General features: G+C 43.3%; 22 protein-coding genes. 8 read left to right on the top strand and 14 right to left on the bottom strand.

Annotated elements, in window-relative coordinates; all coding sequences use genetic code 11:
* Nucleotides 1-145: 145 nt before the first annotated feature.
* Together ubiE and V7K76_RS34240 are read right to left on the bottom strand one after the other, a co-directional pair.
* Nucleotides 146-859 carry a bifunctional demethylmenaquinone methyltransferase/2-methoxy-6-polyprenyl-1,4-benzoquinol methylase UbiE gene (ubiE, locus tag V7K76_RS34245; protein WP_334776976.1) on the bottom strand — a complete coding sequence of 238 codons (714 nt, stop codon included), beginning with the start codon at nt 857-859 and terminating at the stop codon, nt 146-148.
* A gap of 66 nt (nt 860-925) precedes the next feature.
* Nucleotides 926-1864 (bottom strand): response regulator, encoded by a 939-nt coding sequence (locus V7K76_RS34240; protein ID WP_334776974.1) that lies wholly within the window; start codon nt 1862-1864, stop codon nt 926-928.
* Between the two features lie 736 nt (nt 1865-2600).
* Between V7K76_RS34240 and V7K76_RS34235 the strand changes: the two genes are divergently transcribed.
* The 3 genes from V7K76_RS34235 to V7K76_RS34225 all read left to right on the top strand — a co-directional run bounded on the left by V7K76_RS34235 (nt 2601) and on the right by V7K76_RS34225 (nt 6824).
* Nucleotides 2601-3689: a RuBisCO accumulation factor 1 gene (locus V7K76_RS34235; protein ID WP_334776972.1), complete on the top strand. Its 1089-nt coding sequence runs from the start codon at nt 2601-2603 to the stop codon at nt 3687-3689.
* Between the two features lie 415 nt (nt 3690-4104).
* Nucleotides 4105-5388 (top strand): serine hydroxymethyltransferase, encoded by a 1284-nt coding sequence (gene glyA / locus V7K76_RS34230; protein WP_334776971.1) that lies wholly within the window; start codon nt 4105-4107, stop codon nt 5386-5388.
* Nucleotides 5389-5573: 185 nt separating this feature from the next.
* Entirely contained in the window at nt 5574-6824 is a 1251-nt protein-coding gene (locus V7K76_RS34225; RefSeq protein WP_334776970.1) for a competence/damage-inducible protein A, read from the top strand.
* A 63-nt stretch (nt 6825-6887) separates the two neighbouring features.
* Here the strand turns inward: V7K76_RS34225 and V7K76_RS34220 are convergent, their stop codons facing one another.
* On the bottom strand, nt 6888-7142 hold the full coding sequence (locus V7K76_RS34220) for a hypothetical protein (protein WP_334776969.1): 255 nt from the start codon (nt 7140-7142) through the stop codon (nt 6888-6890).
* Nucleotides 7143-7413: 271 nt separating this feature from the next.
* Between V7K76_RS34220 and V7K76_RS34215 the strand changes: the two genes are divergently transcribed.
* Both V7K76_RS34215 and V7K76_RS34210 read left to right on the top strand, forming a co-directional pair.
* Complete coding sequence (locus V7K76_RS34215) at nt 7414-8025, top strand: hypothetical protein (RefSeq protein ID WP_334776968.1); 612 nt, start codon at nt 7414-7416, stop codon at nt 8023-8025.
* A gap of 133 nt (nt 8026-8158) precedes the next feature.
* A complete protein-coding gene (locus V7K76_RS34210) occupies nt 8159-8335 on the top strand; it encodes a type II toxin-antitoxin system HicB family antitoxin (protein ID WP_334776966.1) in 177 nt (58 codons plus the stop codon).
* An 87-nt stretch (nt 8336-8422) separates the two neighbouring features.
* Here the strand turns inward: V7K76_RS34210 and V7K76_RS34205 are convergent, their stop codons facing one another.
* Nucleotides 8423-10009 carry a hypothetical protein gene (locus tag V7K76_RS34205; RefSeq protein ID WP_334776965.1) on the bottom strand — a complete coding sequence of 529 codons (1587 nt, stop codon included), beginning with the start codon at nt 10007-10009 and terminating at the stop codon, nt 8423-8425.
* A 201-nt stretch (nt 10010-10210) separates the two neighbouring features.
* Between V7K76_RS34205 and V7K76_RS34200 the strand changes: the two genes are divergently transcribed.
* Nucleotides 10211-11005, top strand: a complete 795-nt coding sequence (locus V7K76_RS34200) for an LmeA family phospholipid-binding protein (protein WP_334776964.1) — start codon at nt 10211-10213, stop codon at nt 11003-11005.
* Nucleotides 11006-11214: 209 nt separating this feature from the next.
* Here the strand turns inward: V7K76_RS34200 and V7K76_RS34195 are convergent, their stop codons facing one another.
* The 9 genes from V7K76_RS34195 to V7K76_RS34155 form a co-directional block, all read right to left on the bottom strand.
* Nucleotides 11215-12606 carry a UDP-glucose dehydrogenase family protein gene (locus V7K76_RS34195; RefSeq protein ID WP_334776963.1) on the bottom strand — a complete coding sequence of 464 codons (1392 nt, stop codon included), beginning with the start codon at nt 12604-12606 and terminating at the stop codon, nt 11215-11217.
* 161 nt (nt 12607-12767) lie between these two features.
* A complete protein-coding gene (locus V7K76_RS34190; RefSeq protein WP_334776962.1) occupies nt 12768-13718 on the bottom strand; it encodes a UDP-glucuronic acid decarboxylase family protein in 951 nt (316 codons plus the stop codon).
* Between the two features lie 593 nt (nt 13719-14311).
* Nucleotides 14312-16447: a cation:proton antiporter domain-containing protein gene (locus V7K76_RS34185; protein WP_334776960.1), complete on the bottom strand. Its 2136-nt coding sequence runs from the start codon at nt 16445-16447 to the stop codon at nt 14312-14314.
* 140 nt (nt 16448-16587) lie between these two features.
* A complete protein-coding gene (locus V7K76_RS34180) occupies nt 16588-17244 on the bottom strand; it encodes an HAS-barrel domain-containing protein (protein WP_334776959.1) in 657 nt (218 codons plus the stop codon).
* Between the two features lie 81 nt (nt 17245-17325).
* Nucleotides 17326-17523 carry an NAD(P)H dehydrogenase subunit NdhS gene (locus V7K76_RS34175; protein ID WP_179066960.1) on the bottom strand — a complete coding sequence of 66 codons (198 nt, stop codon included), beginning with the start codon at nt 17521-17523 and terminating at the stop codon, nt 17326-17328.
* A gap of 344 nt (nt 17524-17867) precedes the next feature.
* Nucleotides 17868-19181: a rod shape-determining protein RodA gene (gene rodA, locus V7K76_RS34170; protein WP_334776958.1), complete on the bottom strand. Its 1314-nt coding sequence runs from the start codon at nt 19179-19181 to the stop codon at nt 17868-17870.
* A 4-nt stretch (nt 19182-19185) separates the two neighbouring features.
* A complete protein-coding gene (locus V7K76_RS34165) occupies nt 19186-19377 on the bottom strand; it encodes a hypothetical protein (protein WP_335030426.1) in 192 nt (63 codons plus the stop codon).
* A gap of 59 nt (nt 19378-19436) precedes the next feature.
* The gene (locus V7K76_RS34160; RefSeq protein ID WP_334776957.1) at nt 19437-20507 is read right to left on the bottom strand and encodes an Mrp/NBP35 family ATP-binding protein; all 1071 of its coding nucleotides are present in this window, start codon (nt 20505-20507) and stop codon (nt 19437-19439) included.
* Between the two features lie 444 nt (nt 20508-20951).
* Complete coding sequence (locus V7K76_RS34155; protein WP_334776954.1) at nt 20952-21476, bottom strand: SRPBCC family protein; 525 nt, start codon at nt 21474-21476, stop codon at nt 20952-20954.
* Between the two features lie 457 nt (nt 21477-21933).
* Between V7K76_RS34155 and hemF the strand changes: the two genes are divergently transcribed.
* Both hemF and V7K76_RS34145 read left to right on the top strand, forming a co-directional pair.
* Nucleotides 21934-22968 (top strand): oxygen-dependent coproporphyrinogen oxidase, encoded by a 1035-nt coding sequence (gene hemF / locus V7K76_RS34150; protein ID WP_334776953.1) that lies wholly within the window; start codon nt 21934-21936, stop codon nt 22966-22968.
* Between the two features lie 357 nt (nt 22969-23325).
* The gene (locus V7K76_RS34145) at nt 23326-23694 is read left to right on the top strand and encodes an STAS domain-containing protein (RefSeq protein ID WP_179066965.1); all 369 of its coding nucleotides are present in this window, start codon (nt 23326-23328) and stop codon (nt 23692-23694) included.
* 92 nt (nt 23695-23786) lie between these two features.
* Here the strand turns inward: V7K76_RS34145 and V7K76_RS34140 are convergent, their stop codons facing one another.
* Entirely contained in the window at nt 23787-24383 is a 597-nt protein-coding gene (locus V7K76_RS34140) for a chromophore lyase CpcT/CpeT (protein WP_334776951.1), read from the bottom strand.
* Between the last annotated feature and the right edge of the window lie 34 nt (nt 24384-24417).

The raw sequence follows: 24417 nt of genomic DNA, 5'->3' as shown, positions 1-24417 counted from the left end.
TTGGATTCTAGATTAGAAATTAGGGATTGGGGATTGGTAATTGGCGGTTATTTAGTTATGAGTTATTTTTCCACTAACTACTAACGATTTTCCATTAGCCATTACCTATTCCGCAGTCCCCAATCCAAAATTGCAAATCTAAAATCTAAAATTTGCTGACTACTAGCATTCCCATCATACCGTTCACAATGGGGTAGTGTGTGGCAACAGCAAAACCAACTTGACGAGCTAACTCTATTTGCTCTTTGCCAATGGGAAAGCGGTCTAGGCTGGGACTGATGTAGGCATATTCTTCTTTTAAACCCAAATAGTTGGCAACTGGCACCACGAAACCGTCCAGATACCACTGCTGAAAGGTACGTAGCTGAGGATTACTCGGTCGATGAAAGTCTAAAATTGCGGCTTTAGCTCCCGGCTTCAAAACACGGTATAACTCTTGGAGACTGCGGGGAATATCTTTAACATTTCTTAAACCATAGCCCATTGTTGCGGCATCAAATTGGTTGTCATCAAAGGGTAAATTTAGCACATCAGCTTCTACCCAGGCGATGCCTACGGCGGGCAAACCCAACGCAGGTTGAGGGTACTGCTTTTGAGAGCGTTCTTTAGCATTTTCGAGTAGGTTTGGGGAAAAATCCACTCCGTACACCTTTCCGGTTGCTCCCACGCGCCGCGCCAAACGCAAGGCTAAATCACCACTACCGCAACACAAATCTAATGCAGTATCTCCCGGTTTAGCTGCACTCCATTTTACTGCCATTTCCTTCCAGATTCGATGCTGTCCCAGACTCAACCAATCATTCAATTGGTCATAAACTGGAGCAATACGGTTAAAAATGGACTTAATTTCGTTACTCATTTAATATTGGGCATGGGGCATTGGGCATGGGGCATTGGTTTTTGACAAATGACAAATGACCAATGACTAATGACTACTAGTCAGAGCGATCGCTACTAGTTGTGCTGATAAATTAATTAGGGTTAATTCATCTTCTCGCAAAGTGCAGGGTTGTTTCCACTGTAGTGATAATACGCCCAAAAGTTCATTACGGTAGCTAATGGGAATCACTAAATGTGCCTGCACACCTGTATTTTGGTAGTGAGTAGCATCAACTAATTTAGTGTCTTTCAGTATATTTAAGGAAACTTGCATTTGCCCGGTGGCGATCGCTTCCTTTGTGAGTGGGTCTTGAGATAACCAATTATCTATTGTACCTGTATCGCTGTAACTTCCTTGAGTCGCAACCAGAGTATTTCCATCTGTAAGTTGTAGAATACAGCCATCTGCCCCAAAAGTCTCACTCACAGCCGTAGCAATTGGAGCAAGAGTTTCCTCTAAGCTAGAAGCTGCTTGAGTTACCTGTACCAAAACACTCAGCAACGCCATTTGAGCATGAGCGCGGCGTAATTCTTCTGTGCGTTGCTTGAGCAAGTCATAGGTTTCTGCTGCTCTTTGCACCACTGCCTTCAGTTCCCCTGGGTCCCAAGGCTTGGTAATATATTTGTAGACTTGCCCCGCATTAATGGCTTCTACCAAGTCTTCAATATCAGTAAATCCGGTGAGAATTATTCTTACCGTATCGGGAAACTGAGGTACAGTCTTGCTGAGAAACTCAGTTCCTTTCATTTCTGGCATTCGTTGATCGGAGATAATCACCGCTACCTCGCCTTCTGCGGCCAAAACTTGTAGGGCGTTTACTCCACTATCAGCTTTCAGAACATTAAAGTCGCGTCGAAATGTGCGATAAAGTAGATCGAGATTATCTGGCTCATCGTCAACTACTAAGATTTTCAGCTTTTTTGGTCGTTCGAGAGTCATAACTTGATACTGGACTTTATCAATTTCAACACTGGGATTATCCATAAGATATTTCCTTTAAATATTCACTCTCTTGTTATATTCCATACCAAGTTTAGTTGAGAATAGCCGAAAATTGCCAAGGGTTTATACGGAGTTATTTTGCATATTTTAAAACGATAAGAGTGAGCGCTACAGGGGAAATTTACTTGCCCACATATCCGAATTAGAAAAAATCGTAAAGTAAGAATCAACTAAATTCAGCTTAACTAGCTGTTTTCATTATGGATGAGGTAGGTTAAAAACCTCCTGATAGCGCAATACGCTTGGGTTAAGGGCTACTGGCAACAATTTTGGGTTTTCGAGACGCGATAATAAAACAAGACGCGATAAATCGCCGTCTCTACAAGTGTTTTGTTGCACATTCTGAACTGTATTGCCTTATAGCGTTTTCCGACAAGCGTGAGGTATACCCGTAGGGGCACTGCCCATTGGTGTCAACTTCAGCTGAAACTCCTTTAAAACCTCGTTTCCAGCCGGAGGCTGGAAATGCTGCTCAAAAGCGGCTCTGCCGCCAGCAAGAGAGGCGGAGCCTCTAAGAGAGTAAAAATACTAGTCCCCAATCCCCAGTCCCCAGTTATTCTTTCATTCAAGGCTGTGAAACTTGTTTCATCAGGACTGCCTCCAAGATAAGTTTCCAGAGATGAACTCAAGGCAGTAGGTCTGGGTAGTTCATAGATTAGAATAATACTTGCTCATGAGGTGTTAATTAACCTCTCAAGTTGAAGCTCGCACTCTGATTATGACTGATCTACCACCCAACGCTCAGAATCCCGAAGACAATGCTAATAACGATGTAGCACAAGAGTTACTGCGAAGGCTGAGGCAAAAACAAGGTAACTGGGTGGAATGGGGAACAGCGATCGCCTCGTTACTAAAAGCCGGTTACAATCCCCAAGACATTTTTGAGGCGACTGGATTTGAGCCAATTCAACAAAATCAGGTGGTTGTTGGTTCTCAAGTTTACAATTCTTTGGAAAAGTTTGGAGTATCGGAAGCAACGCGATCGCACTACACCACACGCGGTAGTGATGTTTTATACGAACTGCGTTTACTTACTCAAGAAGAACGCGCCGCCGCCGCCGAACTGATCTTCGTTCACAAGGTTGATGCCGATGAGGCACGGGAAATAGCAAAAGCCCTGAAAGAGTTCTCCTATTACCGCACTTTACCAGAAGGCTTTTCTGCCCATCCTGGGGATGCCGTTGCTCACCAAATTTGGAAACTGGCACGCCAAAATGCAGATTTACAACAGCGATCGCGCCTAATTGCCAAAGGGTTACGTTTTGCTCACACGCCGGGTGCAAGGCAAAGAATCGAACAACTACTGACTGATTTTACTACCGTTCCCCAGCGTCCAGCGCCAATTTTACCCTTTTACCGTTTAGAATTTGAAGAACAATTACCCCGAATCTTGCCCGTGGTAGGCGAGTTGCCATTGTCAAGACAAGACTTGCAAGCAGTGCCCATAGTCACAGAAATTGAACCATTTCGGATGGTCAAGTTTTCTGGAGAACAAGCTTGGGTACCCTTACCAGGTTGGCAAGTGCTTTTGGCGGCAGAAGATCCAGTAGTGATTTTAGCGAATAGCGATCGCTTCCCCATCCAAACCCAAAACCAAATAGGGCCAGTGGTAGTAGTAATAGATCGTGCCCAACGACAATGGGATGCCTCCAGCTACTTTGTTGTTGAAAATGGTGGTGAATTAGATTTTCAATGGTTTGAAACTGAGCCGGAAGTTCCTCTACTAGGACAAATTATTATCATCGTTCGCCCTAAGAAAATTCTGGATGAAGAATTAACTAAAGATTCCTGGCAAATTGACGAATAAATTCAATTTTCAATCCTGTTCGGTTAAGGAAAGAGAAGCGGTGAATCGCCGTCTTTGCGATCTATAATTTTCATCAAAAAACCTTAACCGAACCGTAATAAGCAACGTTATGATAATTAATGCATTAATCGAGCTTGGGTCTAATAATAAATAAGTTGGCACAAATAAACCTCGATACTACGGAGACGATTAACGAACTTTGGGGGTTTAAGTCCCCAGCAATACAGGCAGCCCGTTTTGGGTCGGGGTCTAAATCCCCGTCCCAAAACGTAATTGCGAATGGGCGAAAAAGCGAATTGCGAATTGTTTTAATCGCCTCTGGACAGCAGTCAAAAGCAATGATTTTTGACTGTTATTTAGGTGCTGCGTCCAACTAAAATCAGCCGTTGTACAAATTTCCATAAGGATAATTGAAGTGACTAGGACTAATTCAGACTTTCTTACCTCCAGTGATCCTGCGATCGCGGGGTTAATCAATGACGAACTACAGCGTCAGCGAGACCACTTGGAGTTGATTGCTAGCGAAAACTTTACCTCTGCTGCTGTATTAGCAGCTCAAGGTACGGTACTGACAAATAAATATGCCGAGGGTTTACCTGGTAAACGCTACTATGGCGGTTGTGAGTATATCGACAAAATCGAGCAACTAGCAATCAATCGTGCTAAACAGATATTTGGTGCGGCTCATGCCAATGTACAACCACATTCTGGCGCACAAGCCAATTTTGCCGTGTTCCTCTCGCTACTGGAACCAGGGGACAAAATTATGGGGATGGATTTGTCTCATGGGGGACATCTTACCCACGGTTCCCCTGTAAATTTCTCAGGTAAGTGGTTCCAAGTTAGCCACTACGGTGTTAGTCAACAAACAGAACAACTTGACTACGACCAAATTCGGGAGCTGGCGCTGAGGGAGCGTCCTAAGCTCTTGATTTGTGGTTATTCGGCTTATCCACGTATAATTGATTTTGAAAAGTTCCGTAGTATTGCTGATGAAATCGGCGCTTACTTACTTGCTGATATTGCTCATATTGCTGGTTTAGTTGCCAGTGGTCTTCATCCCGATCCCATTCCTCACTGTCATGTAGTAACAACAACTACACATAAAACTCTACGCGGGCCTAGAGGTGGTTTAATCTTGACTGGCGACGCAGAATTAGGTAAAAAGCTAGATAAATCTGTTTTTCCTGGCAGCCAAGGCGGGCCATTGGAACACGTCATTGCTGGTAAGGCAGTAGCTTTTGGAGAAGCCCTCAAACCTGAGTTTAAAACTTATTCTGCCCAAGTGATTGAAAATGCTCGTGCTTTAGCAGAACAACTGCAAAACCGTGGTTTAAAGTTAGTGTCTAATGGCACTGATAATCATTTAATCTTAGTAGATTTACGCTCTGTAAATCTAACTGGTAAGCAGGCAGATAACCTAGTTAGTAGCGTAAATATTACTGCTAACAAGAATACTATTCCTTTTGATCCGCAATCGCCATTTGTTACCAGTGGTCTGAGATTAGGTTCGCCAGCAATGACTACGCGAGGGTTAGGAGTCGCAGAATTTACCGAGATTGCAAATATTATTAGCGATCGCCTGCTTTCTCCAGATTCCGACGTAGTAACCCAAGATTGTCGGCAACGGGTAGCGGCATTATGCGATCGCTTCCCCTTATATCCTCACCTGGAAATTCCTGTACCAGCATTAGCATAATTGGGCATGGGGCAATTCAATTTTAGATTTTAGATTGACGATAGTGCAGCGTTAGCGAGTCCGCGAGCGTCTTTTAGATTGAAATTTAATCCAAAATCCAAAATCCAAAATCTAAAATCTAAAATTCTTAATCCCTGCTCCCCCCACTCCCCACTCCCCACTCCCTACTCCCCTTCCCCAATCCAATGAGTGCAGAAATTATTTGTGTTGGTACAGAACTGCTGCTAGGAGATATCCTCAACGGCAATGCTCAATATTTGGCGCAACAATTAGCGCAGCTAGGTATCCCTCATTACTATCAAACAGTGGTTGGGGATAATCCAGAACGGTTGAAGCAAGTAATAGAAATTGCTATTTCCAGAGCGCAAATTCTTATTTTCACTGGTGGACTTGGCCCAACACCAGATGATCTTACCTGCGAAGCGATCGCCGATTTTTTTAAAGTCCCATTGATAGAACGCTCTGACATTATCGAAGACATAACCCAAAAATTCGCCCAACGTGGTCGGGTTATGTCACCAAGTAACCGTAAACAAGCTTTGATTCCCCAAGGTGCAGAAATTCTCCCCAACCCCACTGGAACAGCACCCGGTATTATTTGGCAACCCCGTCCAGAAATCACAATTTTTACCTTTCCCGGTGTTCCCAGTGAAATGCATCCGATGTGGGAAGAAACAGCCGTACCATTTCTCAAAAGTCAAGGTTGGGGTAAAGAAATTATTCACAGTCGGAGTTTAAAGTTTTGGGGTATTGGTGAATCGGCTTTGGCGGAAAAAGTTGCTTCCTATTTGAAGTTGCCAAATCCCACAGTCGCCCCTTATGCAGGTAAAGGGGAAGTAAGATTGCGAGTTTCTGCTAAAGCCACTTCTGAAGCGGCCGCAGAAGAACTAATTGCGCCCATTGAAAAACAACTTAAAGAAATTGCCGGACTGGATTTTTACGGCGTTAATAATGATACTCTTGCTTCCGTAGTTGGTCAGTTATTGCGGGCATCAAAAGAAACGCTTTCGGTGGCAGAATCTTGCACTGGTGGCGGTTTAGGGCAAATGTTGACTGAGATTTCTGGGAGTTCTGATTACTTTTGGGGTGGAGTAATTTCTTATGACAATTCGGTGAAGGTTAGGCTACTGGGGGTTAACCAGGAAGATTTAGACAAATTCGGGGCGGTAAGTGCGATCGTTGCAGAGCAAATGGCAGTTGGGGTCAAAACCCGCCTTGCAACAACTTGGGGATTGAGTATCACTGGAATTGCTGGCCCAAATGGAGGGACAGATACTAAGCCGGTGGGTTTAGTTTACATTGGTTTAGCTGGGCCAAAGGATGAAGTGGCAAGTTTTGAGTATCAGTTTGGTGCTACGCGAGGTCGAACTTTAATTCGTTATGTGAGTGCGAATGCCGCTTTGGATAATCTGCGGCGGAAGTTGTTGAGTAGGTAGGTAACTTAAGAACGCGTATCCGCGTCTCTATCCTCCTACACATGACCCGATCGGGTTTTGCCATTACTGAGTAACAACATTCAATGGTTGCGAGACAGTATTCACAAGCACAAATTGGTCAGCAGTAAGAATAACATTTACGTATTCATAGCCTCCAACTAACTTTTGATTGGGTATGGCAATATCTACTGCATAACCTTCAGGATTTTCGTAGCATTCTACAATTGTTCCCAGTGTATTTTTAGGAATCATCTGGTCGGCAAAATCTGGTTGCACTTGTGCCAATGTTTTTATTTGATCGCAAAGTTTAGCTTTCATTATTATCTTCCTCTGGTTTGTTTACTTCTAGCCAGTTTGTGATTAGTCGGGGAATCTCTTTTCCATTATCAATCTGCCAGTAAGTTACAAGAGTTCCCTCTCTTTTATTTAATTAAATAATCCTGTTGATACCTCGACGGGAGCCAATGAACAGGATTTTTACAGATTCCCTATAGGAAAGTGGCAAAGAGTTGTTAGATTCAATGACATGCATTAAAACTGTGTGACTTATGTCCAAAGTTTTGGACATAATCATTTTACATTAAAAGTTATGAGCAAAATTCCCATCCTCCAACCAAATCACTCATACACTTTCAGAAGCTATTTTGAGATGTCATTCGAGCCAGAAGATATACTGGCTGAATTTGGCTATTCTTTAAAACGTTCCTCTCTCAATCTACAAAAGTCCAGCATTGAATTAGACAGACTCGCAAATCTCAAATCTAGAATTGAGGAGAGTTTGCCATATATTAGTTTGACTAGTGAAGCAGCTCGCAGAGAGTTACTAATTGCCCCAATTTTATTGGATGTTGTTCATTACACTCACGCCCAACTTAGAATCGAATATCCTCTTATAGTTACAGAACAATTAAAAGGTTCCCTTGACTATTATCTCCATGCAGACCATAAACTCTTAGTTGTAGAAGCTAAAAATGCTGATTTGGCAAGGGGTTTTACCCAGCTTGCTGTAGAACTGATTGCTATTGATGCATGGACTGATTCTCAAGAGGCCAATTTACAAGGGGCTGTTTCTACAGGAGATATTTGGCAATTTGGTCTATTGAATCGAGAAAGTAAACAAATAACTCAAAACCTGAATTTATATCGTGTTCCTGCTGACATAGACGACTTGCTTCGGATTTTGGTGGCGATACTGAGCTAAGAATGAAACACTATCACATTAATATTTTCTATAGTGAAGAAGATAAATGCTACATTGCTGATCAGCTGTTGCGTATTTAATTTGTATATGTGAGGCGGGCAAGATGCCCGCACTACAATAATTTTACGTTTTCGTGTTATACAATTTAGCTGCACATCAGCTTATTCCTAATCTGAAATACTGTTCAGCATTTGGTTTAACTGAAGAGGAAGCGCTTCGTGAAGTCTTGCAAGCAAAAGCAGCATGGTTAGATGCTGCCAAAGTGGAGGGAAAACTAATTCCTGAACCGAGATATCGTTCTGCAATTTAGCAGATAGCCTCATGATTATAAGGGAGGCGATCGCACTTGGTGTAGAGGTTGCGATCGCCTTTGATAAGAAACGTAACAATTCTCAGGTTATTTGATTTCAGCTAAATCAAATTTTAACTTTTTGTTAATCGTTTCTAAGACCTTAGCTTCTTCTGGCGTAATTACTCCGTCTAGATGAGCAATTTTTTGACATTGCGCTAGGAGAGGTACGGCGAAATCACTATTAATTTGCTCAAGTAAAGTTTCTAAAGATGGTGGAGATGTGATACCAGAAGCGATCGCATCGATTGATGCAGGACTAAGGTTGGCAGCCTGTAATCCTGGTAAAATATCTTCCCAAGATTTATCTAGATTACCCGCTAAGACAATGTGAACCAAAATCTGATCCATAATCTTTTCTTGAGAAATAGCGGCTTCGAGAAATTTTCCGCTCTCTAGTTGAGCATCTACTAGTGTTGCCTCTAAAGTTAATGGATTCTGCTTTGCTTCATAAAACTGACAAGCCGCATAACCTAATGCGTATATCATTACTGCATTTGAACTAGCACCAATGACGGCTCCCGCTACTGGCACAATTCTTAGTAAACCCAAACCGGCTTTGATTGCTGTTTTTCCACCCAGCCCTAAACCAAAAATTGCTACTGCTTCCCCTTTGCGATCGGAATCGTTTAAATCCATTCCATAGGCAGCAGCAATTTGATAGACTAACTCCACTGATAATGCAGATGTAGCAGCCCAATCAACAGCAAATGTTACGACAGCTTCTCCTGGTACAACACTACTAGCAAACCCTGTTATTCCCGCTAAAACAGCTTTTTCTAGCATAAGATAATGGGCAATTTCTGCTGGTTGTTCATTTGGGTGTTCTTGTTGTAACTTTCTGACAGCAGCCTCGGCTTTAACTAAATCAACCTGTTGAATTAAAGGATTTAACCAATCTTTATTTAGAGATTTTATTGCTACTTGCAATTGGGGATTATTACCAACAATTGTTAGTGCCTGCCCTACTATTTGTGTTCCCTGGAAAGCTGCACCGCCAATCGCATCACCAATATCTACAGCTGCTCCTGCAACAGCTTGCCCTGCTTGAACGGCAGCACGGCCAACGACTCTGGCTGTTCCTGAAACAGTTTGCCCTGCTTGAACGGCAGCACCTCCAATAGTTCCACTGATGCCTATAGCTGCTCCTGTGGCAGCTTGTCCACCTTGAACAGCAGCATCACCAACTACTTCGGCTGTTCCTGCTACTGCTTCAAACAATGAATCCCAAAAAGATGGTTTTTTTACAGTTAATTTATTATCTTTTTTCTTTTTATGGATGGCAATTGAAGATTCCACTTCAATATTTGTTTGAGGTGTTAATAGAGTTGAGTTTACTAATGCTTCTAACTCAATTTCTTGTTGCCAATCGGGAAAATCTTCACCTGTTACTCTACCGTATATTTTGACATTCTTAAAAGATTCGATGCCTAAATTCATTAATCCATCACAAATAAGCGGAACTACTAACTGTTGTACTGGAACTTCAATCGATTCCAGCATTATCTGTAGACAATTTTGTTTGAAACTAGTTTTTGGCATAATTATGGGTAAATTTAACCATTGATTTACCAGAGTGTTAATCGCATTTGTATCGCCCTGCTTGGCAAGTTCCAGAATGTCTAGCTGTATCATACTTAGTACTAGTGAGAATCTTACCGATAACCTAGTTCAATTATTCCCACCACTAACTCACAAGTAACATCTGATACAGTTACCTTATAACCATCAGCCATCTAACTCCTATCCATCAGCACAATTAATCACGGGATCGCTTGCTGTATTCTTCACAGTTTGTTACAAAAGTACAAAGAACTTCTAGAGACCCAAAACCACATGTTCGGCGGACTTACTGGTTTACAAGATCCTAAAGGCACAGATTGGGGAGAGCGGATGCTCAACACGGTCGCCAGCCAAACGATTCGCCACTTGTTTACGCAAAGCGAGTCAGTAGAAGTCTCTGTGCGCTGCTACCCCTCCAGCAAACTGTTGCAAGGCAGCATTGATAGCTTCAAAATGAGCGGTCGTGGCTTGGTGATTCGGAAAGATTTCGCGGTTGAGGAGATGTCTTTTGAAACTGATGCGGTGGCTATTGACTTCGGCTCGGTTTTAAGTGGCAAACTCAGCCTTAAACAACCGACTCAAGCGATCGCTCAAGTCATATTATCAGAAGCGGGCATCAACCAAGCCTTTAACGCGGAACTGGTGAAAAAGCGCTTGCTTAACCTCACCGTGCCATCACTGACGGCATTATCTGGCGGCGAACCAGTCTCCTTTACGGATGTTCAGATACAGCTATTACCTGAAAATCGCTTACAGCTTGTAGCAAAAGCCGATTTAAACAATGGCGAACTTGTACCCCTGAGCATGATCCTAGCTATAAGCATTGAAAGGCGGCGGCGAGTTTCTTTCAAAGATCCGAAAATCCAGCTTGACCAAGTGCCAGAAGCACAACGGGAAATCTCACAAACCTTGAGTGTGGCACTGGTAGAAATTTTAGATAATATGGTTGATTTGGATCGCTTTGACCTCGACGGAGTGAAAATGCGGCTCAACCGATTAGAAACTGAAGGTCAAAAACTTATTTTCAGTGGATATGCTGAAGTTGAACGTATTCCACATAGCAGTTGATATATCTTGTCACGCAAAAAAGCAAAGTTTTTCTGAGCGGCTTTGCGTGAAGCTTTATGCAAATTAAATACCGCCTAGATCATTCTAGACGGTACTTTAAATCTTTAAATTTTGAACGGAGTTAGTTATTGATTATTCCTAACTCCTAACTTCTAACTCCTAACTTCTAACTTCTAACTTCTAACTCCTAACTTCTAACTCCTAAATCTTTATCTTCCCACGCCTACATATTGGAATCCAGCGCGTATAAGTGTTTCAGGGTCGAGGAAGTTACGACCATCGATGATAACGGGATGAGCCATTAATTTTGCCATCTTCACATAGTCGAGAGTGCTAAACTGCTGCCATTCCGTGACCAGTACCAAAGCATCGCAGCCATCAGCTAGTCTTTCGGCATCAGTTTCTACTAACACCCCAGAAAGCCCATGACGCAGACCAGTTTGGGAAACAATGGGGTCGTAGGCTTTGACTTTAGCTCCCAGTCTATTTAGCTGCTCAATTAGGATGAGTGCTGGAGCGTCGCGCAAGTCGTCGGTATCTGGCTTGAAGGTGAGTCCAAGTAGTCCGACTGTTTTGCCTTTGAGAATTTTTAGAACTTGCTGGAGTTTTTCTAAAGCAATCAATCGCTGGCGTTCGTTGACACTGACAGCAGCTTTGAGTAATTGGGCTTCATAGCCATAATCATCAGCAGTGTGAATCAGAGCGGAGACATCTTTGGGGAAGCATGAACCACCCCAACCAATACCAGCTTGTAAAAACTTGTTGCCAATGCGGGAATCTAAACCAATACCTTTAGCTACTTGGGTAACATCAGCACCGACGCGATCGCAAATATTAGCGACTTCGTTAATAAAACTAATTTTAGTGGCTAAAAAGGCATTAGCGGCGTATTTAATCATCTCCGCCGAACTGAGGTCTGTTGCCAAAATTGGCACAGGGGGTAAAGATTGATCGGCAGCGAATTTACGTTCGACAATTGGGGAGTACAGTTGTTGCATCAAGGCTACTGCCCTTTGACTATTGCCCCCTAGTACAATGCGATCGGGGTTGAAGGTGTCGTAAACTGCCGAACCTTCGCGTAAAAACTCTGGATTGCTCACTACATCAAACTCAGCTGCAAACTCAGGTAATTTCTCATCACTCGACCCTCCACCGACGGTTACTGGGATTTTCTGACGCTCCGCAATCCCATCTAGAACAATCATCCGCACCCAGTCACCTGAGCCAATGGGTACTGTAGATTTATTCACTATCACCTTATAACCACCGTTGAGATTTTCCCCAATCCCACGGGCTACAGCTTCGACGTAACGAGTATCACTTTCACCTGTGGGTAAAGGTGGTGTTCCCACAGCAATAAACAGGATTTCTCCGTGGGCGACTCCGGCGGCGAGATCGGTGCTGAACTGAATTTTCTGCGATTGAATGGCAGAGTGCATAATTTCTGAGAGTCCCGGTTCAAAAATTGGAGACTGCCCAGACTTCATTAATTTAACTTTTTCTTCGTTGTTGTCTATGCAAATTACATCATGCCCAATATGAGCCAAACAAGCACCTGTAACCAAACCAACGTAACCAGTACCAATGACGCAAACACGCATTTTTTAACTCCTCACTTTTTTGGGCTTAGTTTTCAACAAGAAGTTCTCTAACAAAAATTTCTCAATTTGACACTTATACACTGGCAGGAAACTCAGCCACTAAGCGTATTAGTTATCGGGGATGAGCCTGCATGAAAAATCAGAGTGACACGAGATGCCACTCAGGTGATTGAATTATTGACATCGCTTTGAATGCGATCGCGAAAATCTTCTATTGTCAGTTTTAACCCGTCTTGCAGAGGAATGGTAGGTTCCCAATTTAACCAAGTTTTTGCCTTTGTGATATCAGGCTGACGACGCCGGGGATCGTCCGAAGGTAATGCCTCGAACTTAATCTGCGCGTCTGGATTGATCATATTTTGCACGGTTTGTGCTAATTGTAAAATCGTGTATTCACCAGGATTGCCCAAGTTAACTGGGCCAATGTAGTCGCTATTCATCAGGCGGATGAATCCTTCTACCAAATCGGAAACGTAGCAGAAACTACGAGTTTGCGAACCATCACCGTACACGGTTAAAGGATTACCCCGTAAGGCTTGAACGATAAAGTTGCTTACCACCCGACCATCGTTTTCTAACATTCTCGGCCCGTAGGTGTTGAATATCCGCACAACTCGAATATCAACTTTATTTTGCCTGTAGTAATCAAATGCTAAAGTCTCAGCAATTCTTTTACCTTCGTCGTAGCATGAACGTATCCCAATGGGATTGACGCTACCTCTATACTCTTCAGTTTGGGGATGAACTTCTGGATCTCCGTATACTTCACTAGTTGAAGCTAAGAAAAACCTCGCTTTCACGCGTTTTGCCAGCCCCAACATATTCAGTGTTCCCATCACGTTAGTTTTAACGGTTTTAACTGGGTTGTACTGGTAATGTACAGGTGAAGCTGGACAAGCTAAATGATAAATTTGATCCACTTCTAAGCGAATTGGTTCGGTTATGTCATGGCGGATTAGTTCAAAGTACGGATGACCTAACCATTTAAGAATGTTGCGTTTGTGACCAGTGTAAAAATTATCCAAGCATATTAATTCATGCCCAGCAGCCATTAATCGGTCGATGAGATGGGAACCAATAAACCCAGCACCGCCCGTTACCAAAATTCTCATAGTTTCCCAGTTACTTACAAATATTTTCAGTAGCTATTGCACTTGCTTTTAGATTACCCAGCTTGGGTACAAAAATACAAAACAATTGAAGAAGAATTCAGAAGTCAGAATTCAGGAGTCAGAATAAATCAGTCGGGCATTCAGACCCGCGACTGATAGCGTAGCGTAAAGCCTTCGGCATGGCTTCGCTTAGAGCGAGTCCGCGAGCGTCTTGAAGACCACCAAATTTTCAATTTGGTGGGGATCTTAAACCCGATTATTCATCTGCCAGTCGTACAAAATTCAGAATGAATTCTGACTCCTGACTCCTGAATTCTGTTCGATAAAAAGAACAAGGTTCAATCAAAAAGTTTGTTGAATCTACCTAGTTTTTTGCGGATGTAATTTTGTGATATTTTTACCTATTTCCTGAAGAATTTAATTAGCAAAGTAACAAACATTGTTATAAAATTGTTGTTTTTTAACCTGAGCTTTATCAAATCTTCAACAAAATAAAGCCTTTTTAAGATTATTAAGATTTTTAGTTGGATAGAAGTTAGTCGGGAGTGGGTTGACACCCCAAGCCACTCAAGTGAACTAAACTATAGCTGATATTATACAGCAGATGTAATGCTGGTAGCTGTATTAGAAGTAATTACATTAGTTTGAGTACGTTGCGGTTCTCCAAGCATGACTATGGAGCAAGTGAGTTGTCTGGCTAACTGAGTTGTGACATCGCTAATGGCTAACCCTCCAGGACTGGTACGATTACGTATAAAAGGTAAAACTACTAAATCATATAACCGCGCTGCCTGCAAAATTGCTTGGGCAACATTTTCGTGAGCGATGATTTGAATTTCGGGGGTATTGGCCAAAGCCAATTTTGATACCAATAGGGAAAGGTGCGATCGCCTCCAAGCAATTTTACTGGAACTAGTGCGGCGATCGCACACATTCAGCACAGTAATGTGGCTCTGATTTGCCTCTGCTAGCATCTGGGCAAATTGTACGGGCTGTAATGTTGGCGCTGTTAAATTTTCTATTGGTACTAGAATGCGCTGAATTTTTTTCGGTGATTCTACTAAACGTGTTACCGCCACTGGACAATGGGATGCCCAAAGCACGCCATCAATCACATTCCCAAATAAACGCGCTCGTAACCCAGTCCGTTTACCCCAACCCATAACAATTAAACTAGCCTTTTGTTCGCGAGCTGCTCTGCTAATTCCTTGAGCAAAGGCATCATCAATTCGCAGTACTGGTTCTGCGGCTACACCCAGGGCTAGACTTTGTGCCGTAGCTCTGGTCAATAACCACTCACTTCGTTGTAGAGACGTTTCTAACTGCGGTGCATCCATCTGAGCAGTAGCATTAGCGATCGCTAGCGGTATAATTTTCCCCTGAGACTGACGTGCTAATAACGCCGCCATTTCAATTAAATACTGCTGAGTCTGAGGATTATATACAGGTACGACTATAGTAAAAGCGCTATCTGTCTCTGGTGCATTTTGGTCAGGTAAGGGTGGTGTTGGATCTTCGGCTGGTGAAGAATTTAAACCAACAGCTATTCGACTGGTCAGCAACGGCCCCAAGGTTGATGTCACAAGCATTAAAACAATGACACTGTGTAATACTGCTAGTGGCAGCAATCCAGCCCGATATCCCACTAAGGTTGCTGCTAAGGTTGTACCAACCTGGGGAAGTGATAGCGACCACATCGTGAGTATTTCTTGCCACTTGTAGCGGTAAAGCAGTTTTGTCAACAAAGCTGCAATCAATTTACTGACAATCAAACCAACTATCATTAACAGCGTTAACTTGAGTGTGTCTAGGTTGTTCCCCAAGGCGGGTAGATCGATCAGTAACCCAAGGTCAACAAAGAAAATAGGAATGAATAGCACACTGCCAATAAATACCACCTTTTCTTTGACTGGGCCTGCACCTACAGCTTCATTCACCGCTAAACCCGCTAAAAAAGCACCAACAATTTTTTCTACTCCAATTAATTGAGCGCCCACGGCCGCTAGAAACACAGAAAGCAACACAAACAAAAACTTGTTTCCTTCATCGTCTCCAGACCGCTTAAAAAATTCTTTGCCGGCCCAATCAAAGCCGGTCACAACGGCTACAGAGTAAATAGTTAACCAACCCGACAAGGTGAGTAGTTTAGCAAAGCTAAATTCTCCAGCATGAGCGATCGCTACAGTTAGGGCTAATATCAGCACTGCACCAATGTCTGTAAAAATTGTCGCTCCAATGGTGACAGTAACAGCTTCGTTGTTTACCACTCCCAAACGGCTGATTATCGGATATGCCAAAAGGGTATAGGAAGCGAATAAAGACCCAATTAAAATTGAAGTGTTCCAGCCATAGCCGAAAATTAGCCCTAGTGAAGTTCCCATTACCAGAGGTACACTGAAAGTCAAGCTAGCAAACCCCAAGGCGCGACCTTTTCTTTGGCGGAACTTTTCGAGATCGATTTCTAGCCCTGCGACAAACAGCAAATAAATTAACCCAATGTCTGATAGTAGGTTAATCATTGGTGAGTCAGGCTGAAATAGATTCCAGCCTGATGGCCCAAGTACTAGCCCTGAGAAAACCAAACCCACTAATCCTGGTAATCTTAGCCGCTCAAACATGATGGGTATAACTAAGATGACCACCAACAAAATAGCAAAAGGAACAATGGGTTCCTTGCCAAGAACTTGGGAAGTTGGTTCCAGAACAAGAACTTGTGATAAGAGTTCCATAGATAGGAATTGAAGGGGCTATGGTAAAACTGCGATTACCTTGGGGCGATCGCCTGATTGATCTAAATGGAGAAGCCACCTGACGAAAAATCGAAAATCTTAACTTACACTAACTAGGTAATTGTCTCAGAATTAACTACCTACGGGTGGATTTGACTCAAAATGAACCGCAAGCGATCATAGTCGTCTTTAAGTAGCACACTTAAGCTACGTCCAGCTTTAATTAACCATTCTCGGTCAGCTTTACGTAACTGGTATACATCTCGAATCGCAGCTGCGGTCAAAGACTCTATAGGCGCACCATTGATACAAAGTAGTGTCCGTAAAAAATTTAGTTCTTCAGTAAATTTAATGATCGCTTCTGGTTCACATCGATAAACAGCTTGATGAATTTGCGGGGGACGCGGTGGAAGATACTGATATACTCTTTGGTTATAACTTTGATTTTGTGAAGATAGTTCAAATCCCACGATCGCAGCCCGAAATTCTGTGCGGAGCATAGCAAATATTTGCGGTTGTTCCTCTCGTAAATCTTGCAAGGACAACCCCAACGCCCTCGCCCGGTGTACGGAATCTATGGGCATCGTTGTGGCATAGTACACTACAGCATAAATTTGATTGCCAGATTCTTCATCCACAGAACAGACCCAACTACCAAAGGGTGGCATGGAGGGAAAGCTTAAATCTTCCGGTTCCAAACACTGAGCTAAAAATTCCGTACTAGTAGTCTCAATCACCTCCGCAATGTGGTTGGGATGGCGATCGCCACTGGCAAACTGTGGTAAAGGGAGGCGCATAACAGTGCTGAGTTAGGAGTTAAGAGTTATGAGTTAGGAGTTGAGGAATCATAACTCCTAACTTCTGACTCCTAACTAATTTTATTTGGCTTTTTTACGTCCGGCTGTGGTTTCTACGAGTTCCAATTCGCTCAGGCGGAAGGTAACTAATTTATCCCAGTTACCACCTTCAAATAATACAGCTACTTTGCCATCACTCAGCCGTTGCACGAGTCCTTCGTAGCGATAATAGGTATCTGCGGGATTGTTGACGCGAACAGTTGCTCCAGGCAGAATCATGTTTTTAGCCTCGCTTGTTTCCTTCTAATAGCTTAATACTTGTTAATAGTCATTGGTCACTCAATTTTAGATTTTGGATTTTGGATTTTAGATTTTAGATTATCCCCATGCACGCCACTTGCTCTACTTGGGGGAACCCCAAGACCGCAGTGGCTTATTAATGCAGGGGCTTGAATCTAAAATTTTAGATTTTGGATTTTAGATTTATGCCATGAATAAATTCAGGGGCTTGAAACCTTTTTAAATTTTGGATTTTGAATCTTTAATCCAAAATCCAAAATTTAAAATCTAAAATTCGGTCATTGGTTCTTACAAATGACAAATGACCAATGACAAATGACGAATCAATAATACTTCTGCCTTTGTCGAAAATTTGCTACTGATTCTACTATTCCCAGGGAAATGAAGTTAGTCAGCATAGCAGAACGCCCATAACTCATCCAGGGTAGGGGAATTCCTGCCACAGGCGCTAAACCAACAGTCATACCAACGTTCACAATCACCTGAAACACGATCATCGACAAAACGCCAATAGCCAACAATGAACCAAAGTTGTCTTTGGCGGTTTGGGCAACATGCAGTAGACGCCAGCAAATTAAACAGAAAACAAATAACACTACCAAACAACCAATAAAACCGAATTCTTCGCCTACTGCGGAGAAAATAAAATCTGTATGTTGTTCAGGGACGAAATTTAGTTGTGTCATTGGCCCCTTGAACAAACCCCATCCCCAAACTTCACCAGCACCAATAGCAATACGAGATTGAATTAGGTGATACCCAGCACCGAGAGGATCGTGATCGGGGTCCATAAATACAGTTAACCGATTTTTTTGATACGGCTTCAAAATATGGTTCCAAGCGAAAACACCTAACTCGCCACCCACTATATTAAGAATCCACGCACTGATCGCGCCAAAACCAAATCGTCGCCAGGGAAGAGTTTGCCAGCCCACAATCGCCATCGCCACTGACCAAATTAGCCCTAATGGGCCAAAAGATAGTTCTTTGAGTAAAACTATCGGCTCTGCGAATGGCCAAGATATACTAAACAAAATGGCGGCAACCACTGGAGAAATCATCAGAATTAACCAACCGGGGTTAGCATTTGCCCAATAAAGCATTCCTAAGACGATCGCACCAAATACCATTGATGTTGCTAAATCTGGCTGTAAAAATACTAATCCCCAAGGTATGGCGGTGATTGCTAGAACGCGGAAAACACTTTCCAGGCTAGAAGCAGTGTTCCTGTGTAACAAAGCTGCTAAGGTGATGATCATACCGATTTTGGCAAATTCTGAGGGTTGCACGTTAAAGCCAGCGAAATTAATCCATCGCTGCGCCCCTTTGGCGCTAGTACCAGCAATCATCACGGCAATTAAACTGAAGTTCGTTAATGAGTATGTTACCCAGTGCCACTGCATCAAGAGTTCGTAACGAATACGAGATAAAAATAGGGCTATAAGCACACCAATACCCGCTACCAACCAGTGCCACCACCAGTCAGTTACCGGCTGCTTCAATTCCGTACTGAGAATCATAGTGCCGCCAAAGATACTGATAGCAATAGGCAAACAAAGTAGTAGCCAATCTACAGACTGCCAGGGTTTAACCCAAGACTTCCAGCGAATTTTGGGGAGCGATCGTTTTAACAACATTGTGTCAGTTTAGACTTTGATTGTTGGGGACTGGGGATTGGGGACTGGGGATTGGGGATTGGGGATTGGGGATTGGGGATTGGGGACTGGGGATTGGGGATTGGGGATTGATTATTTCTCCCTCATCTTCCTCATCCTCCCCTGCTCCCTGCTCCCTGCTCCCTGCCCCCTGCCCCTCTGCTTCCTCATACCCCATACCCAATCCCTAGTATTCCCAAGCTATAGCCCAGGAAGTAGATAGAAATTAAAATTAATTTATGTCAAAGCGGCAACTGATACTTTACCAGCAATGGTAAGAGCGATCGCTGTTAATGCTTTTGCCGAAGCTGAATCTGGCTCACCAACAACTATTGGTACACCACTGTCACCACCAACTCGTGTGGAAATCTCTAGTGGTACGCACCCTAACAATGGCACTCCCAATTCTGTGGCTGTTTTGGAGCCACCACCAGAACCAAAGATGTCATATTGCTTATCTGGTTGATCGGGAGGGATAAAATAGCTCATATTTTCCACAATCCCCAATACCGGAACATTCATTTGCTGGAACATCCGCAATCCCTTGCGAGAATCTAACAGAGCTACAGTTTGTGGCGTGGTGACAATTACTGCCCCTGCCATTGGTACTGCTTGAGTTAAAGTTAACTGAGCATCTCCGGTTCCCGGTGGCATATCTACAATTAAATAATCCAGTTCTCCCCATTCAACTTGATAGAGAAACTGGCGAATTACACCATTGAGCATAGGCCCTCGCCAAATTACTGGTTGATCTCGGTCAATCAAAAACCCCATCGAAACTAGTTTGACGCCGTGATTAAAAGCAGGTTCCAGAATGTCACCTGTTTCAGTGGAACGCACCACGATTTGGGCATCAGATAGACCCAGCATGGTGGGGTCATTGGGGCCATAGATATCAGCATCTAGCAAACCAACTTTCGCCCCAGTTTGAGCTAGAGCCACTGCGACATTCACCGCCACCGTACTTTTACCAACGCCACCTTTGCCACTGGAAACAGCAATGATATTTTTCACCCCAGAAATGCCAGTGCGGTCAGGTAAACTTTTTTGCTGCGGTGTTTCTGCCGTTACTTCTATGCTTACATCTGTAACGCCTGGGAGTTTTTTGACAGCTTTCTGACAGTCTTCGACAATAAATTCACGTAAAGGACAGGCGGGAGTGGTTAACACTAAAGTGAAACTAACTTTACCACCCTCAATTGTGACGTTGCGAATCATATTCAGTTCTACCAGACTTTTACGGAGTTCTGGATCTTCTACTGGTCGCAAAACTTCTAAGACAGAGCGGGAATCGAGGACATCGTACATAAAAATTCAAAATTCAAAATGAATAAATACAATTGTCGGGAACGTCTTAGCTATTAACTGGATGCTTTCTTCAGTAAGGTCAGCTTAGCGTTAGGGACTTCCAAATAAAAAAATATTCAATTAACTCTTGTAGGGTGGGCGACACGAGAGCCTTCTAGACTGGGCGGGCAAGATGCCCACCCCACAATATTGGATAATTTATTTCTTGGAGTTCCCTTATCACTGTCAACTGCCGTAATAAAACTTAGCAAATAGCATTATTACCTAATAGGATCTTAACTTTCTTTGGGCATTGGGCATTGGGCATTGGGCATTGAAAAGAGGCGGAGGGTCAGGGTGCGGAGGGCGGAGGGGAAAATTCTTCTCCCTCGTCCCCAATCCCCAATCCCCAGTCCCCAGTCCCCAGTCCCCAGTCCCCAGTCCCCAGTCCCTAATCCCCAGTCCCTAAAAATCAAAACAACTGTCATTAAGGGATTTTTTCTTACCGGATACTGCTGGTAATGCCGTCTTTTCTACAGCCTCGACTAAAGACCGTGCAACACGGTCTGCGTAAGGACGGGATAAAGACCAAATCAAGGGCGATAACCAACCGCGTAGCGTTACAGAATAAGACAAACAAGTACCACAAACCGTTGACTCTACTTGGTAAGTTACCCGTTCTTCTATTCCCGGAATCGCCATCACTCGGATACTCAGCATCTCTTTAGGATTGACGCGTTCCACAAAAATTCTGATGGGAATTGGCGAAAAGCGTGTTACAGCTTGGAAAATTAATCCTGGTTTGGGTACTAATCCGTAGGGTACATTAGTACTCTTAAGTTGTGGATGCCAGGAAACGTCTGTTAAGTCAACCACTTTTTGCCACAGTTCATCTACAGAAGCAGAACTAATCTCTCGATATGTCCACACCAGAGAAGCGCAAAAACGACGACGTTTGCGGTGGATGAATTTGGATAACCAACCTTGCATTTTCCTAATCCTCCTCCCTAGACACTTTCTGGTAACTCTGGTATTGTGTGCAACTACGCTCAACTCCTAAATTAAAACTTTCTCAAAAATGTCCTAAACATAGCAAGCCTCGATTCGGTACAGACCCTAACAGTCAAGATCAGCAATATGCCAAGAAAGTTTTGAGTAGGACAGTCAAACCCTTGATACCTCAAGCTTAAGACTAAAATCTAGTCTTTATACCAAAATATTCCAATTAAGAATTTCAAAAAAAACTAATTCAATACACAAGACTATACGCATTTGAGGGAAAATAACTAAATAACTCTAGTGATGCCCATCAATCGTATAAATGCTTAACCAGTAAGAAAAAAGCGGGTTGGGCAAATAGAGGTAGATTGTTGGTGCGTGTTTCCCCCAAATTTTAAAATGAAAAATTTGTGGCTTTCTGGAAATTGTAATTTAGGTTCGGGAATCTATGTTGACCAACTCGCAAACACCAACTGTAGAAGCAGTATCATCCAAGTCTTTGCCAGCAGCTGACGCTCAAACTAGGGTCAGTCAGTTTATGAAACAACTGCAAGACGAAATTACTGAATCATTAGCAAAACTAGATGGTGTAGCTAAGTTTCATGAAGATAGTTGGGAACGCCCAGAAGGAGGGGGAGGGCGATCGCGCGTGCTGCGAGATGGTGCAATATTTGAACAAGCAGGTGTAAACTTTTCTGAAGTTTGGGGTTCCCATTTGCCAGCCTCAATTTTAGCCCAACGCCCGGAAGCAGCAGGGCATGGGTTTTATGCCACGGGCACTTCAATGGTGTTACATCCTCAAAATCCTTACGTGCCCACAGTTCATCTAAATTATCGCTACTTTGAAGCGGGGCCAGTGTGGTGGTTCGGTGGCGGTTTAGACTTGACACCTTATTACCCCTTTGCTGAAGATGCGACACATTTACACAAGACATTAAAGCAGGCTTGCGACCAACACCACCCAGAGTATTACCCGGTGTTTAAGAAGTGGTGTGATGAATATTTCTACCTCAAGCATCGTGACGAGACAAGGGGTGTAGGTGGTCTGTTTTTTGATTACCAAGATGGCCAGGGTGCTTTATATCGCGGGCCAAATCCCAATGGAGAAGCGGCTATTTATAGCAACCAGGTAGGAACACCAGCAACCCGCAATTGGGAAGATTTGTTTGGCTTTGTGCAAGGCTGTGGCAGAGCATTTTTACCAGCTTACGTACCAATTGTAGAACGGCGACATGGGATAGAGTATGGCGATCGCCAACGGAATTTTCAACTCTACCGCCGGGGAAGGTATGTAGAATTTAACTTGGTTTATGACCGAGGCACAATTTTTGGTCTACAAACCAACGGACGCACCGAATCAATTCTCATGTCCCTACCACCCTTAGTCCGTTGGGAATACGGCTATCAACCGGAACCAAATTCCCCCGAAGCCGAGTTGTATGAGACATTCTTGAAACCTCAAGATTGGATCAATTGGAAATAATGGGGAGTAGAGAATAGGGAATAGGGAATAGGGAGTTATGATAATCTATCCGATCTTCCCCCAGTCCCGAATCCCCACCCAGTCCCGAATCTGTCTTTGCGCTCTTTGCGTCCTTTGCGGTTCGTTAAACGATCTTCCCCCAGTCCCCAATCCCCAATCCCCAATCCCCAATCCCCAATCCCCAATCCCCAATCCCCAATCCCCAATCCCCACGATTTTCCTGAGTTAAACTACTAGAGTTAAGCACTTAGCAGAAAAAGGTGACAATTTTAGCTATAGCTTGTTAATCTCAAGTGACAGCATTAGAAAATTCTGCGAGTAGTTAATCTTAAGAGAAATGTCACGGGGAGGACTTTAATGATTCATATAGACCAAAAAACTTATACAACCCAAGACGGAAACACCGTTATTATCCTGACACCAGCAGGCCGTCTTGATATTACCACTGCTTGGCAATTTCGGCTGAAGTTACAGGAGTGTATTTCCAAACTCAGTCGCCATGTAGTTGTAAATTTGGCTCAGGTAAATTTTATTGATAGTTCTGGTCTTACGTCTTTGGTAGCTGGAATGCGTGATGCTGATAAAGTCAAGGGCAGTTTCCGCATCTGCAATGTACATCCAGAAGCCAAACTCGTGTTTGAAGTGACGATGATGGATACTGTTTTTGAAATTTTTGAAACAGAAGATGAAGCTTTAGAAGGTGTACCTCGTAGCATTGCCAGCTAAAAAAGAGTTAGGAGTTAGAAGTTAAGAGTGAGGAGTTCATTCATAACTCAGCACGGGCTAAACGCCCCGCTACCGCTAACAGCACTCAGCACTCAATACTGAGTTCGCTTGCTGTAGCGATAAGGCCCCATAATCGCTCCCCAAGTTGCTTTTCCGGTGGCTGGATCAATTCCTTTGTCGTAGCTGTAAAATTCTGTCGCTGTCGCTGCAAAACCCAAAGAAACATAAATGCTATTGCCAAGATAAGTAAAGCTGCAACGTGTCTCTGGTGGTGGGGTAGCGGTAAACTTGTAGCGATCGCCAGCTAGTTTTTCCTGAGTAACTGTTAGGATACAACCTGGTAGTAAATCTAATTGTTCGGGTGTCAGTGTGTTTAGTAGAGCAGGGTTATCACCTGCGCCTCTTAATGCACCTGGATTTTGAGGCATATAATATTGTACTTCCACGGTTGTGTCAGAGTCGCTCCCCTGACGCAATCGGATAATTCGCTGGCGATAAGGTTGATCTAGGGTGATAACGTTAGCCTGTTCGGCAAACAAGGTGATGCTATCTTCTGTGAAGAGATTAACTGGTCTTTGCCACAGGCACAGGTGGACATACCAAACTGGTTCTGCTATGGCTTGTTCCCGATTATCAAATTTACCAGTTAGGTACTCACCTAAAGCAATTAACTGTGGCGAGAAGTTCATGAATACAATAAACGAATCATTAAGGATAATAATT

The organism is Nostoc sp., assembly GCF_036917975.1.
Taxonomy (GTDB): domain Bacteria; phylum Cyanobacteriota; class Cyanobacteriia; order Cyanobacteriales; family Nostocaceae; genus Nostoc.
This window is presented reverse-complemented; position numbering and strand designations above follow the sequence as displayed.